At 45.0% G+C, this 14,909-nt stretch carries 14 protein-coding genes; 5 read left to right on the plus strand and 9 right to left on the minus strand.

Annotation, left to right across the window (positions count from 1 at the left end; genetic code table 11):
• Positions 1 to 20: 20 nt before the first annotated feature.
• The 4 genes from OCV24_RS15455 to OCV24_RS15470 all read right to left on the minus strand — a co-directional run bounded on the left by OCV24_RS15455 (position 21) and on the right by OCV24_RS15470 (position 4,228).
• Positions 21 to 872 (minus strand): ABC transporter ATP-binding protein, encoded by an 852-nt coding sequence (locus OCV24_RS15455; RefSeq protein ID WP_150877647.1) that lies wholly within the window; start codon positions 870 to 872, stop codon positions 21 to 23.
• On the minus strand, positions 869 to 1,627 hold the full coding sequence (locus OCV24_RS15460) for an ATP-binding cassette domain-containing protein (RefSeq protein ID WP_136980604.1): 759 nt from the start codon (positions 1,625 to 1,627) through the stop codon (positions 869 to 871). Before OCV24_RS15460 ends, OCV24_RS15455 begins: the two co-directional genes overlap by 4 nt.
• A 212-nt stretch (positions 1,628 to 1,839) precedes the next feature.
• Complete coding sequence (locus tag OCV24_RS15465; protein WP_150877645.1) at positions 1,840 to 3,174, minus strand: MATE family efflux transporter; 1,335 nt, start codon at positions 3,172 to 3,174, stop codon at positions 1,840 to 1,842.
• A 184-nt stretch (positions 3,175 to 3,358) separates the two neighbouring features.
• A complete protein-coding gene (locus OCV24_RS15470) occupies positions 3,359 to 4,228 on the minus strand; it encodes an AraC family transcriptional regulator (protein WP_016797794.1) in 870 nt (289 codons plus the stop codon).
• 115 nt (positions 4,229 to 4,343) lie between these two features.
• Between OCV24_RS15470 and OCV24_RS15475 the strand changes: the two genes are divergently transcribed.
• The 5 genes from OCV24_RS15475 (at position 4,344) to OCV24_RS15495 (ending at position 8,160) form a co-directional block, all read left to right on the plus strand.
• A complete protein-coding gene (locus OCV24_RS15475; protein WP_136980606.1) occupies positions 4,344 to 5,492 on the plus strand; it encodes an aminotransferase-like domain-containing protein in 1,149 nt (382 codons plus the stop codon).
• Positions 5,493 to 5,646: 154 nt separating this feature from the next.
• Positions 5,647 to 5,982 carry a 5-carboxymethyl-2-hydroxymuconate Delta-isomerase gene (locus OCV24_RS15480; protein WP_017057592.1) on the plus strand — a complete coding sequence of 112 codons (336 nt, stop codon included), beginning with the start codon at positions 5,647 to 5,649 and terminating at the stop codon, positions 5,980 to 5,982.
• Positions 5,983 to 6,057: 75 nt separating this feature from the next.
• Complete coding sequence (locus OCV24_RS15485) at positions 6,058 to 6,489, plus strand: GNAT family N-acetyltransferase (RefSeq protein ID WP_150877643.1); 432 nt, start codon at positions 6,058 to 6,060, stop codon at positions 6,487 to 6,489.
• Positions 6,490 to 6,756: 267 nt separating this feature from the next.
• Positions 6,757 to 7,746, plus strand: coding sequence for an oxygen-dependent tRNA uridine(34) hydroxylase TrhO (gene trhO / locus OCV24_RS15490; RefSeq protein WP_150877641.1), 990 nt, complete (start codon positions 6,757 to 6,759; stop codon positions 7,744 to 7,746).
• A gap of 156 nt (positions 7,747 to 7,902) precedes the next feature.
• Entirely contained in the window at positions 7,903 to 8,160 is a 258-nt protein-coding gene (locus OCV24_RS15495; protein ID WP_010432560.1) for a YdcH family protein, read from the plus strand.
• Positions 8,161 to 8,260: 100 nt separating this feature from the next.
• Here the strand turns inward: OCV24_RS15495 and manA are convergent, their stop codons facing one another.
• The 5 genes from manA to uhpT form a co-directional block, all read right to left on the minus strand.
• Positions 8,261 to 9,466 (minus strand): mannose-6-phosphate isomerase, class I, encoded by a 1,206-nt coding sequence (gene manA, locus OCV24_RS15500; RefSeq protein ID WP_136998705.1) that lies wholly within the window; start codon positions 9,464 to 9,466, stop codon positions 8,261 to 8,263.
• Between the two features lie 267 nt (positions 9,467 to 9,733).
• Positions 9,734 to 11,074, minus strand: coding sequence for an MFS transporter (gene uhpC / locus OCV24_RS15505; protein ID WP_136998704.1), 1,341 nt, complete (start codon positions 11,072 to 11,074; stop codon positions 9,734 to 9,736).
• Positions 11,075 to 11,082: 8 nt separating this feature from the next.
• Positions 11,083 to 12,540 carry a signal transduction histidine-protein kinase/phosphatase UhpB gene (gene uhpB, locus OCV24_RS15510; protein ID WP_240697014.1) on the minus strand — a complete coding sequence of 486 codons (1,458 nt, stop codon included), beginning with the start codon at positions 12,538 to 12,540 and terminating at the stop codon, positions 11,083 to 11,085.
• A 38-nt stretch (positions 12,541 to 12,578) separates the two neighbouring features.
• Complete coding sequence (uhpA, locus tag OCV24_RS15515) at positions 12,579 to 13,187, minus strand: transcriptional regulator UhpA (protein WP_017061545.1); 609 nt, start codon at positions 13,185 to 13,187, stop codon at positions 12,579 to 12,581.
• A 147-nt stretch (positions 13,188 to 13,334) separates the two neighbouring features.
• A complete protein-coding gene (gene uhpT / locus OCV24_RS15520) occupies positions 13,335 to 14,729 on the minus strand; it encodes a hexose-6-phosphate:phosphate antiporter (RefSeq protein WP_136998702.1) in 1,395 nt (464 codons plus the stop codon).
• Between the last annotated feature and the right edge of the window lie 180 nt (positions 14,730 to 14,909).

The raw sequence follows: 14,909 nt of genomic DNA on the forward strand, positions 1-14,909 counted from the left end.
TCGTAATAAATAAGGTTGTGTTAACAAGTAGATTTCGACAGTGGCTGAGATTCGATCAACAACTGAGTCGCAGGATGAGCAGGTGTACCCATCACTTGTTCGGTCGGTCCAAACTCCACCATTTCGCCATGGTCAAGAACCAGAACTTCTTCACAAAACGCTTTTGCTGCGCCTAGGTCGTGTGTCACCAAAATAAGGCGCATATCACGCTTCTTTTTCAATGAATTAATCAAGTCCAACAACCTTTGGCGATTCACCGGGTCAAGGCTGGCAGTAGGTTCATCGGCCACCAGCACTGCGGGTCTAACGACAAGAGCCCGAGCAATAGCCACGCGTTGAGCTTGACCTGTAGAAAGCTGATTAGGTTTTAGTAAGAGCAAACTGGCAGGTAAGCCAACGTCCAACAGCGTCTCTTCAATGATGCTTTCCTGATTGCCAGAAACATCTAGGTTACCTAGCGGCTCAGCTAAGATCTGTCGAACGGTGTAGTAAGGATTGAGGCTGGTGTGCGGCTCTTGTGGCACCAATTGGATCAAGCGACACACCGTAGCTTGCGCTTTGCTATTACGAATAGGCAGCGAATGACCAAACAAGCTGATGCTACCGAGAGTCGGCGCTTTCAAACCAAACAGCAGTTCAATCAGCGTAGATTTACCGGCACCAGATCGCCCAACAATGGCCAGGCTTTTATCTTCAACATTGAGGTCGATATTCTGTAGCGCTTTGAACGCTTTACCACCCAACCAACTTGGTACGGAGTAGTAGTGAACACTCACATTGTCGAACTTAATCTCTATCGGTGTTTGTGTTTCTGAATCAGTCACTGGCATTAATGGTGAGACTTCTGAATTTAGTGATAAGGTCAAGCTCATTCGATTAGGTCTCTCAATGAACAGCAGAAAGCATGAGAGCTTGATTCAAGCGCGTGTTTCGGTGCACCATAAGCCACCACACCGCCATCATCGATCACCAATAACTTGTCACACGCTAAGGCGCTGTGCAGGTCATGGGTAATCAATAAGCCACCGATTTGTCGCTGCTTAACATTGTCGCGAATCAGCTTGAGTATCTCTTGCTCTGTCACCGGATCTAACGCGCTAGTCGGTTCATCTGCAATGATGATATCGGCATTACTCAACAAGCCAATCGCAATACACACTCGTTGACGTTGTCCTCCAGAGATTTGGCTCGGATACAACGGCAAGATGGTTTCTGGATTTGGGAACCCTAACTGTACCAACAGTTCGGTGAGCTTAGTTTTGTCTTTTGATTTAAGCTTGGTGCGAGTCCCCGTCAAGGCAAGGCAGAGTTGGCCTTCAATGGAAACCAGAGGGTTTAACGCTTGAAGCGCATCTTGGAAGATAACTGCGGGGCGCTGTGCTGCAGTTCTTTGCAACATCGGCAAACCACACACAGCTTCACCAGATAGAGAAATATGACCTTCAGCCTCAACCGTCTCTGGCATAAAACCCGCGATCGCGCGTGAAAGCATCGACTTACCAATCCCTGAAGGGCCCATGATCGCCAACAATTCTCCTCGATACACATCGAAATGAATATCTTGAAAAAGTGTTTTCGAAGAGGTTTTGATCGTTAATCGGTCAACAGACAAAAGTGGTGCTTTCACGCAGATACTCAAAAATAGATGTTATAACATAACAACTTTATCATTTGGCTGAGGTGATGAAAAGCGAACATTGAACTAGATCGCATTTTTTGCTGTTTTATTGACCGGCTCTAATCAGTCATTAGATAGAAAAAATGCGCTCACTAAATTTATTGAGCATAAATAGTAAAGCGCTTTCATAAAGTCTTAGAAGTGGCGATGGTCGTTCTGAATTAATGACACGCTGCTGACGCATCTTCTACTGGGTAACACTTTTGTTTAACTTGTGAGATGAACGGATACAGGAATGCGATACGCCCAAGATAGAACAGAGTAAACGCTAGCCACAACCCATGATTGCCCCACGCTCCGACCGCAAACGCTTGAACAGCCAAGAACACCAATAAAGTAGCGATACTAGAATCTCGAACCGGACGCGTGGTTCCTGTTCCAGTAAAGATGCCGTAAACCGTTAAACCAAAGCCTGCCACCAGCGGGAATACAATCAGCCACGGAGCCATCTCTTGATACAAGGCAACCAGCGCTGGAATATCGGTAAACAAGAAAACAATCATGTCTTTAAACATCAAGGTCAACAACGTTAACGCAGCAATGAAACCTGCCGTCCATTGAAAATTGAGCCTTAACACACGATCAAGCATTGAAGGTTTTTTCTGGCCGACAGCTTTGCCCGCGAACACACTTGATGCGTTAGCAATGCCATCAAACATGTAACTGACAATAAAGGTCACTTGCATCAAGATTGCGTTAGCAGCCAGAACATCAGTCCCCAGCTTTGAGCCTGTACGGGCCATCATGTTGAAGAACACTAAGATACAGATCGTGCGTAACAGCAGGTCAGTATTCGATGAGATGATTGTCGACAGGTCTCTCTTGGTCATCTTCGAGCCTTGCATGAACTCAGAGACCGAGATATTGCTGGTCTTCATTACCAGCGTCATACCAATCGCAAAGGTGGTGATTTGTGCAATCAAACTTGCGTATGCCACACCGGCGACACCCAAGTCGAAATAAAGCACGAATACCGCATCTAAAACAATGTTCAACACGTTACCAAACACTTGTGTGTAAAGGACTTCTTTGGCTTTCGCCTGCCCCATTAACCAACCAATAATGGTGTAGTTAAGCAACACGAAAGGCGCACCATAAATCAAAATACTGAAGTAGATATGCGCGTGCTCGGCCACATTGGCTTCAGGCTCGATCACCCACATTGCACCTTGCCAGATGAGTGGTTGTATCAAGATAAAGATCAAACCCACTAAACCAGACAGCACAAACGGACGCATCAAGCTACCCGCCAAATCAGAGCGGTTTCCCTTACCCAATGCCATCGCGCTTTGCCCCGTGGTAGTGACACGGAAAAAACCAAACAACCAATACATGGTGTTCATAATAATGGTGCCAATCGCCACACCACCAATCAGTTCAGCGATGCCAAGCTGTCCGATCACAGCGGTATCCACCGCACCTAACAGAGGTTGTGTCACCGTTGAGATGATGAAAGGGAAAGCGATTTTCAGATAATCTTTGTGGGTAATGGTCATATTCTATCGAGTGATATTAAGAACTATTTGCAATTAGAGCGAAATGCTATCGTTTAATCCGTACGTTGTGATCATCTACTGGAGTAAATTATCAACAAAGCCCTCTCTCTTGATTCAAGAAAACACCACAATCATCGATTAATTGAGTTTGCGCTAACAAGAAAAATGAGTGGCTTTTAATCGGTTAGTAAAAACCCACGGGAAGGTAAAAATCGAGTTCAAACACTTCATCACTGTTAAGAAAGTGATTCTGATGATAATGCACATAAGCCGGAGTAGAACGTTGCTTGAAGCCAGACGTAGGTAGCCACTTTTCTAATACCATACTGATCTGTGGTAGCAACTCACCATAGCGACCATTAAGTCGAAACACGGCATGTAAACCGCCCGGAATCACCATCTGATTAACCACGCTGCGGTACTTAATCGGTTCATTAATCGCGATACACGCCACATAGCGACACTGATCCATCTCAACCCAAGCAGGGTTTGAGTGATGCAAACCAAACTGGCTCGAAAAGTCGCGTTGTTCAGAGCTAGCCCACGCTTTCAATATCAACCATGCGTTGCGAATGGAGCGGTTATAACCCGTATGTCGAACATAAGCCGCCATGCGCTCCGGTGTTTCAACTATCTTAGGTTCAGGTAGCGCTCGCTGCGCCACGTTCAAATAACCCGCTGCCACTTCGGGATCTTTCAAATAGGGTTTTTCTGCTATCTGTAAGTCGTGTTTACGCCACTCACCCGGTGACATGTTAAAGGTCGCTTTGAATGCTCGGCTAAATGAAGACACCGAACTAAAGCCACACTTACTGGCAATTTCCACCACAGACGACGTGGTATCGAACATCAATTGGTTGGCCGCATATTCCATTCGAGTGCGTCGAATGTATTGGTGCAACGACTCCCCTACCACACTTTTGAAGGTACGATGAAAGTGTTGTTCTGAATAAGCGGCAATCTCAGAGAGCGCTTTGGCCGACAAAGGCTGACTGATGTCTTGGTGAATATAGAACAGAACATCATTGATTCTAGATATGTGTTGTCGCGACATCGTTTAAATAGCATAAATGGACATGTTTATGAGCATAAACGGACACACTTGTTTTTACAATTGCCGTGTAATATCAAGCGATAGAATAAAAACGAAAAACGACGAGACACAACATATGGAAATCGCACAGTCATTACAACAAATTCAATCTTCATACATTCGAGAGATCCTCGCAGCCGCAAGTGATCCAAATGTCATCTCATTGGCCGGGGGTTTACCGGACGAGAAGACATTCCCTATCGATTTAATGAAGCCAACGCTAGAAAACCTAGCGAACATGCCTGAAGTTTTCCAATACGGTTCTACTGCCGGTTACGGCCCGTTGCTTGATCACCTTACGCAAAGCTACCAATTGCCAGAAACTCACACAGCAATGATCTGTACCGGTTCTCAGCAAGGTCTCGACTTAATTGCACGAGCGTATGTCGATCCAGGTGATGTGGTTGTGATGGAAGCGCCGAGCTACTTAGGTGCGATGCAGGTGTTTGGCCTAGTTCAAGCAAACATTGCGACCGTGTCTCAAACAGAATTTGGCCCGAATCTAGATGAACTGGAAACGTGCTTTGCCCAGCAATCACCGAAGATGTTCTATGCCGTACCTGATTTCCACAACCCAACAGGTGTGTGCTGGGCAACAGAAACTCGTCAAAAAGTGGCTGAGCTGTGTATCAAATACAACGTGGCATTCATTGAAGATGCACCATACCGTGAGCTACGTTTCACAGGTACAGAACTGCCGTTGGTTTCTTCGTTCTGCCCTGATAACTCTATCGTTCTTCGTTCATTCTCTAAGATTGCATCGCCAGGTTTACGTATTGGCGCAGTAACAGGAAAACGCAGCTACCTTGAGCCACTGATCAAAGTGAAACAAGGCGCTGACTTGCACTCTAGTGTACCTATGCAAGCACTGCTTGTTGGTCTTCTAAAACATGAAGACTTTGGCGTGCATATGGAAAACATTCGCACCCTGTACAAGTCTCGTTATGAAGTGCTGTTCTCAGAGCTAGAAAAACAACTGCCTGCAGATTGCGTGTTAAAAGCCGTAGATGGCGGGATGTTCATTTGGGTTGAGCTCCCAGAGTGCGACACTTTTGAACTGGCGAAAACTCTGCTATCAAATGGCGTAGCGGTTGTACCAAGCCCCGTATTCTATCCAAAGGCCGATGAAGCGAAAGCCGCACTGCGCTTAAACTTCACCAACGCCAACCCAGAAGAATTAACAGAAGCGGTAAAACGCTTAGCTGAAGTACTTAACCAAGCGTAATCGCTGACAGCACGGAGCGCTTTGGTGATTGCCTGATCGGCTTATTACCGAGAAAACCGTCACGCGTCAGCATTAAAGGCCAATGCCATTCTCAACAAGAGAGTCACATTGGCCTTAATTTTAGGTCTCCATAAAGCACAGAAAGGACATCAGTTTGCCGCATTGTATTATCGAACACTCACCCACTATTGATGGTCAGCAACTCAACCAACAAGTGTTTTTCGGCGCAATGGAATCTCAGTTGTTCTCACCAACAGGAGAAGACATCAAAGTACGCAGCCTTGCCTATCAGCATTACCAAACCGGTGAAGTAAAAGAAGACTTCGTGCATGTCTCTGTGCGCATTTTGTCAGGGCGTAACGAAAGCGTTAAAGCGATGCTCTCTAAGTCCATTTTGGATCAATTACTTACTCTCACACTATCCAATGCTTCGCTGACCGTAGAGATCATTGATATTGAGACAAGCAGCTATTCAAAAGCCTTAGTTTAAAGGCAAATCACAAGCTTCACCCCCTCACAAATAGGGGATTTTCAAAAAATTCGTTAGACAGTATGGAGCAATGAAATGGAATTGGTGATTGGTAACAACCCAGAATTGATAACGAAAGCACAAGCCATTCGTCATCAAGTATTCGTTGTTGAACAAGGTATCCCCCATGTGTTGGATCTTGATGGGCTCGATCCTGTCTCACATCATGCACTCATCACCGATGACGATAATTTAGTCGCGACGGCACGCTTGCACATTGATGAATCAGGACACTCAACCATGGCGCGTGTTGCTGTTCTGCAACCTTATCGAGGATCTGGTATCGCATCTAAAATTGTTAGCGCACTTCTAAAACACGCCTCTGAACATGGTGCCAAGGTAATTGAAATCCACGCCCATCAATACCTAAAGGATTACTATCAAAAATTCGGCTTTGAGTTCATTCGTGAAGTGGAAATGGTAGGAGAACACCAACTGATTGAGATGAGACACAACATAAGTTCTTAGCCGAATATTCAATAGACAACAAAGTACCACTGCTTATTTGAGCTAACATTCCTTATCAAATAACGGCCTTTTCACCACACATATAGCCATACTATAAGTGTTGTTATATAGCCCTACGTTTTGTTGGTTTTTGTCCCGTACCGCCTTGGTTATACTGCGCCTGATTTTTAATAAGCCAACAAGACAGAACCGAGTTGAAATACTCAGTTTTGATCGCAACAGGCAACCGCTCTGGATTTACGTTCCAGCTCGCAGAAAGGAAAAACCATGTCTCAATATGTTGTATGTGCTCTGTATAAATTCGTAGCACTTGATGATTACCAAGAAATTCGCCAGCCACTCACTGATGTTTTAGAAGCCAACCAAATCCGCGGTACTTTGTTACTTGCGAGTGAAGGTATCAACGGCACCGTTGCAGGTAAGCGCGAATCTATCGACGCTCTTCTTCAATGGTTCAAACAAGATTCTCGTTTGGCTGATGTTGTTTACAAAGAGTCGTTCAACGAAGAACAACCATTCAACCGCACCAAGGTTAAACTTAAGAAAGAGATCGTAACTATGGGCGTTGAAGGCATCGACCCTCGCCATGTTGTCGGCACTTATGTTAAGCCAAACGAATGGAACGACCTCATATCAGATCCAGATGTGATCTTGGTGGATACTCGTAACGACTACGAAGTGGACATCGGCACCTTCAAAAATGCTGTAAACCCAAACACAGAAACCTTCCGTGAATTCCCTCAGTACGTTGAAGACAACCTTGATCCTAAGAAGCACAAGAAAGTCGCAATGTTCTGTACTGGCGGTATTCGTTGCGAAAAATCAACAGCCTACATGAAAGAACAAGGCTTTGATGAGGTTTACCACCTTGAAGGCGGCATCCTTAAGTACCTAGAAGAAGTACCAGAAGAAGAGAGCATGTGGGAAGGCGACTGCTACGTATTTGACGGTCGTGTTGCAGTTAACCACCAGCTAGAAAAAAGTAGTTACGATGTGTGTAACGCTTGTCGTCTACCAATCACTGACGAAGATAAAGCGTCTGAACACTTCGAAAAAGGCGTAAGCTGTCCTAAGTGTATTGATAAGCACAGCGACGAGCAAAAAGCGCGCTTCCGCGAGCGTGAAAAGCAAGTTCAGCTGTCGAATGCTCGTGGCGAAACCCACGTCGGTGGCGAAGCTGCTCAACTTATCGAGCAACGCAAGAAAGCAAAACTAGCACACAAAGAGCAACAACGTTCTGGTAAGAAAGCTCAGTAATTTTTAATACTACTAAAATAATAAAGGGCAGTAACGCATCCAAAATGGAACGTTAATGCCCTTTTTTGATCCTGCTCTCGCTTTGTGTTTAGGAACACATTTATCTTCAAAAATAGACTCTATACTGAAGTTAAGTAGACAAGAGAGGAAGTGCCAATGCTCAATGAAAACCATGCCTTTATCTTAGATTTCCCAGATCTTAAATTAGACATTGTTCAGCTCAACCACGACGATGAAAAATTCAAAGCAGACATGCAGAAATACCACCAACTCGACTACGACATTCGCCAACTAGAAATCTCTGGCAGCCCCATTGATGACGACAGCATGCACAACCTAAAAGTAGAACGCATGGCGCTGAAAGACTCGCTACACAAACAACTTACTCGACATCACGCGCTTAAGATCGTTTAAGATCGTTTAAACAAGTTCTACAAATACGACTTTTAAAGCCACGCACACCGCGTGGCTTCTTCATTGAGTCCCCCCACCAGCCCATTATAAAGTTATTTGCTTAATTAAAAGCTCTAGCAACTCGTCCTTCACTACTCAGTTCGTAATGACCAATGTAGGCAGGAATAAATACCGATTGCCCTTTAGTAAGGGTCACATGCTCACCATTTTGGCTCATTAGCGTTAAATCATCATCTATTGCCATTAAGATTTCAGCACCGCTTGTGGTGACTTTTTCTTGCTTTGGGCAATGAAAAATATTGAAACTAAAATCGCTGACAGGAATAGCATAACTATCACATTGCCCCAGCTTTGAGGGCGCCAACAGCAAACGGTTAAAAGGAATTGGATTGAACTCTGTGCAGGCAACTAACTCAGCAACATCAATATGCTTTGGCGTTAAGCCCGCGCGCAAAACATTGTCTGAATTTGCCATAATCTCGAGCCCGGTTCCCTTAACATAAGCATGCGGAGTGTTCGCATTCAAATACATCGCTTCACCTGGCTTCAGTGTGATCAAGTTAAGAAGCAGAACACAAAACAGACCGATATCGTTCGAGTACTGATGGCTAAGCTCAATGATCAATGCAAATTCTGTTTGATCTTGGTGAGCCCATGCGTAAGTCAGAAGTTGATCTAATGCTTGCTGCTTACGTTGGTTATTTAGCGTTAATAAATCGCGGAAAAACGTCTCTAAACCTAGAGAATTAAGGTTGTTACCAAACTCTTCAACCAAACCAGCAAGCTCGCTAGAATTCAATTGTCTGAATAGACCTAATATTTCATCGAACTCTCGAAAGCCATTCATCGCTTGATATTCAGTGATCGCGTAAACCAATTCAGGCTTGTGGTTCGAGTCTTTGTAATTACGGTGACCTGCAGTCAGAGGGATCTTCGCTTGCTCTTCTCTCGCAAAGCCTAACTCAGCCTGTAGCTTGTTTGGGTGAACTTGAACAGACAGCGCTTTTTCTGCCGCTAATATCTTAAACAAGAACGGCAGTTCACCAAACGACTGCGCAATATCGCTTGATAGATAAGCGGGTTTATTCTTGTTAATCAGCTCAGATAGAGGCACTAAATGTTGGTCCAACTTGACCATTGAACAACCTTTCGGATGCGCTCCCATCCAAACTTCCGCTTGCGGCTCTTGTGACTCATTTTTGAAGCCAAACAGTTCACGTATCGAAGAAATGCTCCCCCATGCATAATTTTGTATGGTGTTTTCCATTGGGAAAAATGAGTGTTCTGAGAAGTGACTGAGTGACATGGCTTTTTCCGTAGTGAGCCCTCTGAAGACAATTCAAGAGAGCTGATTCTAATAACGTGAATAATTAGAAAGACTACAGATAACGGTTAGAACCCACATGAGACGGGGTCTTAGACGCAATAGGAAAAATTCTTAGAAACGGGTGAGGTAGATGAAAAGCGTGAAAATAATCACATTTGAATGCTACGCATAAAAAACGCTGAAGATAGGATAGCTGCACAATAACCAGAGGACTATTGGCAGCTATCTTATTGACGAAGAAACCCCTTAAAAACCAGAGCGAGCCTCTGCACTTTTCTGTGGTGATTGAGCTTGTAGGAAAGGCAGTAGCAGCAACCCGATGACCGCAGCACAAGTAGAGATGGTAATGAAGAACCCACTCCAACCGTAAGTTTCTAGAATGAGCGCTAATGGGTAACCAGAGAGTGCAGCGCCCATGTAAGCAAACAAGCCAACAAAGCCTGTCGCCGCCCCGGCAGAATCTTTATGCGAGCATTCTGCCGCCGCCATACCAATGAGCATTTGAGGGCCAAAAACAAAAAAGCCAACACAAAACAACCCAGCCGCCTGAAACACAAAGTTGGTTAAAGGCATAAGCCATAAAGCCGATACCGAGAGGAAGATACCAATCGCAAACAAGATGTTCATCGGGCCTCGGTTTCCACCAAACAGCCTATCCGATCCCCACCCAGCAACAAGTGAACCAACGAAACCTCCAATCTCAAACAGAGACAACGCAGCGTTGGCGTTTATCAAACTGTAATGGTGTTCTTCGGTGAGATATAAATTACCCCAATCGTTGACGGCCGTTCTTACGATGTAAACCAACACATAACTAAAGGCGAGCAACCAAATGTACTTATTGCTGAACACATAGGTTTTTAGGATTTCTCGATAGCTTAACCCTTGCCCATGGCTCTCTTGCGCTAATTCTAGATGGTCACTGCGCCACTTCCCTACAGTCGGAAGTCCCATGGTGGTGGGCTTATCACGTAAGCGCCAACAGACGATAAGACCAATAAAAACACCAATCACCCCCGGCCATATAAACCCTGATCGCCAACTGTATTGGAGAGTTAGATAGCCGACGAGAATAGGAATCAATGCCCCACCAACGTTGTGTGCTGTATTCCAGATTGCCCAGCGAAACCCTCTTTCAGAACGAGAATACCAAGTCGTCAATAACTTGGAACACGATGGCCAGCCCCAACCTTGGAACCATGCATTCAGTACCCACAGCGAGATAAAAGCCGCCAACGAACTAGAAAAGCCAAACGCGATGTTTATCAGACCAGTCGCGATTAGGCCAAGCCCCATGAAGTAACGAGGGTTCGACCGATCCGATATCGTGCCTGAGATAAATTTCGATAAGCCATAAGAAAGATAAAAGAGCGTGCCAATTAAGCCAATATCGCCTTTGTCCAAGCCAAGGTCAGTAATCATGGCTGGCGCGGCATAATTAAAGGTTTTACGGGTGAAGTAAAAACCTGCATAGCCGACATACATACCTATCATGATGTGTAGGCGCCAGTAGCGATAACTCTGATTGACCTCATCATCAGTTAGAGAATGACTCTTTGACGTAGCTGAGCGCAGAAATCCAAACATATTCGTTCTCACACTTTAGGTAATGTAACGCTGATATTGGTACCCGAAGATGAGCCATTAGCGTTGATTGTCATCTTGCCGCCGAGCGCCTGAACACGCTCTTGCATGCCGCGAACACCCATTCCTTTGAGAAGATCTTGCGCTGTAAAACCAACGCCATTATCTGTGATCTGAAGGTCAGCTTGGTCACCTAAAATCAGTTCAATTTTAATCTCGCTCGCAATCGCGTATTTATAGGCATTGTTTAAGGATTCTTGGCACAGCCTGAAGATAGTGACCTTGAGCGTGTCACTCAAACACGAGTAATCACCTTGCCAATTTAACTGAATATCAACACCGTGATCCGAGAACTCCATTTCACGTATGAGCTGTTCAACTGAGTCCTTCAGGTCAAGGTCATCCAACATTTTGGGTCTTAGCTTTGTTAGCAAACGCTTGGTGGTGTCATAAACATTCAACGATAATGATTCAATCGTACCAGCACAGCGAACGCTCATTTCAGCCGCATCGACACGTTTAATAATGCTCGCTTGAGTACGAATTGCCGTGATGTTTTGGCCGATTTCATCATGCAGCTCACGTGCAATATCACGACGAACCGATTCTTCAGCTGTCACTAACTGGCGTGAAAGGTTTTGATTTCTGGAGAGCTCACTTCGTAGTTTCGCATTGAGATCTTTTTGTTTTTGAACCGCAAGGCCAAGCAAAATACCGGTGATGGTTTGAGCAGACAGAGACAAGAGTAAATCGGTAATTTCGAGTTTAGATGTTCCACTGTGAGCAGCAATCAACGCGACACTATTTAACAGGGTCGCCAGTAAAGCACCTTGCCACCCGTAACGAACGGCGAGCAAGATGATAGGGATCGCCATACAGAATGGGGCGAAGCGTCTTAGCTCATCAGGCAGACTGGTTTGTATCAAAATACTGGCGACCAACAACACGCTGTATAACACAATGTGACGTATTTTGAACTCAACGACATTGTTGATTAAGTAAGAGCTCAGTGGTGCCCACTTGTTTTGGAATAGGTAGTTCCAGACCAGATAACACATCGGCACCAACATCAATCCGCCAGTGATACTCACCAACCACACCATGTAAACAGCCGGAACATGAGAACCCACCACGGCAACATTAATGAATGCTGTAACCATGATTAAGCTCGCCATCACTAACAAGTGACGATTCTGGTCACCAGAATAATAACGCTTGGCAATTAGCGTGGCAGGAATACTCAATCCACTGGCGATGAGTATCGTCAGCCATTGAGGCTCATCAAGCAGTAAAGCTAAAGCGATAGCAAGCCCCCACTCGGCAATATAGATAGCAGGCCAATAGTGAATGCGAGTGTGCAGCGTCATTCCCAATCGAAGTGAGAATGGGAAAAGCAGAATGGCTAACTCAGGGTCATTAATGAAATAGAAGGCAATAACCCACAAACAGAACCATGCACAACCAGCCATAAAAACCCCACATAGGGAGGTGGCTAGATAGGAACGCATTAGTACTGGTCTTGTGTGAACAATTTAGCTAACTCAACGTTGTTCTTAACATTGAGTTTGTCCATCGCATTGGCACGGTGTACATGCACCGTTTTATGGCTAACCCCTAGCTCAACGGCGATAGATTTTACATCGAGCCCTGTTGCCAATAACTGACACACTTCACTCTCTCTGCGGGTAAGTTGATTTAAAGAGGCTTTATTCTTCATGGGTGTCGCAAGCTTTATGGCGATGTCGGGCGTGAGATAACAGCCACCATTTGCGCTCGTGTGTACGGCTTGGATTAACTCATCTGGGCTGCAGCGCTTGCTGAGATAACCTTTGGCTCCTAACTCTAATGACTTCTCAACCATCGCCGGAGAGTCATGAACGCTCAACATGATGCTGGCAATGCCAGATGGAATCTCTTCCAATAAGCTCAGGCCACTTTCGTCTTGCATTGAGATATCCAAGATCACGACATCAGGGTGACAGCTTGGCAATCCTAGGCGCGCTTCTGCCGCAGAGTTGAATTCCCCCACGACCGTAATGTCAGCTTCAAGACTGAGTAATTGAGCAAAGCCAGATCGAACAATGACGTGGTCATCAACAAGCGCAACATTAATCATGATATTAACCAAAATTAAGAGTAAGAAAGAAAAATAGCCCCAACAGGAGCTATCTAAAATTAAGTTTATTGATAGAGATGATACTGAATCGAACTAACGATTGGTATGATCTCACGTGCTTTAAACCAATAAAGCACGTGAGACTCGCTACGCGTTTTGAGACGCTAAGTGCATTTTCTTAGCATGGCGAATCTTCTTCTCTTCCGCAACCGCAACGAACAGCAGTAACACGATACAAATGGCAGCTGACGTATCAAGCGCTGCGAACGTGCCTTTCCAACCCGTTAAGCCAAAAATAGGCGTGCCGTCTGCAATCATACCTAGGCCAAGTTTGGCAAAGCTGTCACCAATTAAGTAAGCAAATGTGCCTTTCACGCCATCCGCAACGCTGATTGCTTTCTTAGGCACGAAACCTACGGCAGCAACACCAATCAACAACTGAGGACCGAACACTAAGAAACCAAGTACAAACAGTGATGCTAGGTACATGAACTCACTGGTTGCATGCTGGTAGAACTCTAGAGAAACGATGATCAGGCCAAGCGACACACAAGCAACCAAAGCACGGCGTCCGTTCGCAAGGTCTGACAGATAACCCCACATTAACGTACCGACTAGTGCACCAACCTCAAACAGAGTGAAGCCTGAAATCGCGGTTTCTTTTGATAGACCTAGCTCTTGATACGCATAAACGGTAGACCATTGATCGATACCGATACGAACAATGTATAAGAAGATATTCGCGAAGCAGAGCAACCAGATCACTTTGTTTTTCAGGATGTATTCAACAAAGATCTCTTTCTTAGTCATTTGATTTTCTTCAGCAGCCGTATCTTCTTCGCTGACTTCTTCATCAAACAACTCTTCAACCGTACCTAGACCATAGGCTTCTGGAGAGTCATTACCAAAGCGCATACCAACAAAGCCAACCACAATCGCAATGATTGATGGGAACACGAACATACCGATCACGTTGCCATCAAATAGGTAGTTAGCACCGAACAGAGCAACACCAGCCGCACCTGCGCCACCCACGTTGTGCGACATATTCCAAAGGCCTAAATAAGAACCACGCTTATTACGAGGCGTCCATTTAGTGATGGTCGAGTAGCTTGAAGGACCGCCGGTACTTTGGAAGAAACCACTCAACGCATAGAAGGCAATCATCAGGAATAAGCTAGCGCTGCCACCGCCCATACTGAAGCTGAAGCCCAACATGGCAATACCAGAAAGAACAAGCATGAATGGTAGGAACTGCTTGGTGTTTTTACCATCGGCATAATAGGAAACGACGGTTTTACCGATACCGTAAGTGATAGAGAAACCCAGACCGATAAGACCTAGATCCGTCATCGATAATCCATAAGTAGAAATCATGTCGTTTTGCGCGACATTGAAGTTCTTACGGATCAAATACATGGTTAGATAACCGATGAATACGACGAGGTAAGATTGTAGGAATGGTTTAAACCACATTTTTCTTCTAGTTTCGACCGGAAGATCCAGCGTCGGTTTTCGAACCTGATCTAGGAACTTTAACATTGTGAACTCTCTTATTATTTATGAGGTCTGCACGGCATAATTGCGACCATGCATTGTTTGTTATTTGATAGGGAAATAATAAGGAGTCTAAAAATCGACCGCATGAGAGAGGGTCTTAGAATAACTAGGAAAAATTCCTAGTTCAGAATTGGGAGTCAAGAAAGCGTGAACAGCATCACT

This window comes from Vibrio kanaloae (genome assembly GCF_024347535.1).
In the GTDB taxonomy this organism is placed as follows: Bacteria; Pseudomonadota; Gammaproteobacteria; order Enterobacterales; family Vibrionaceae; genus Vibrio; species Vibrio kanaloae.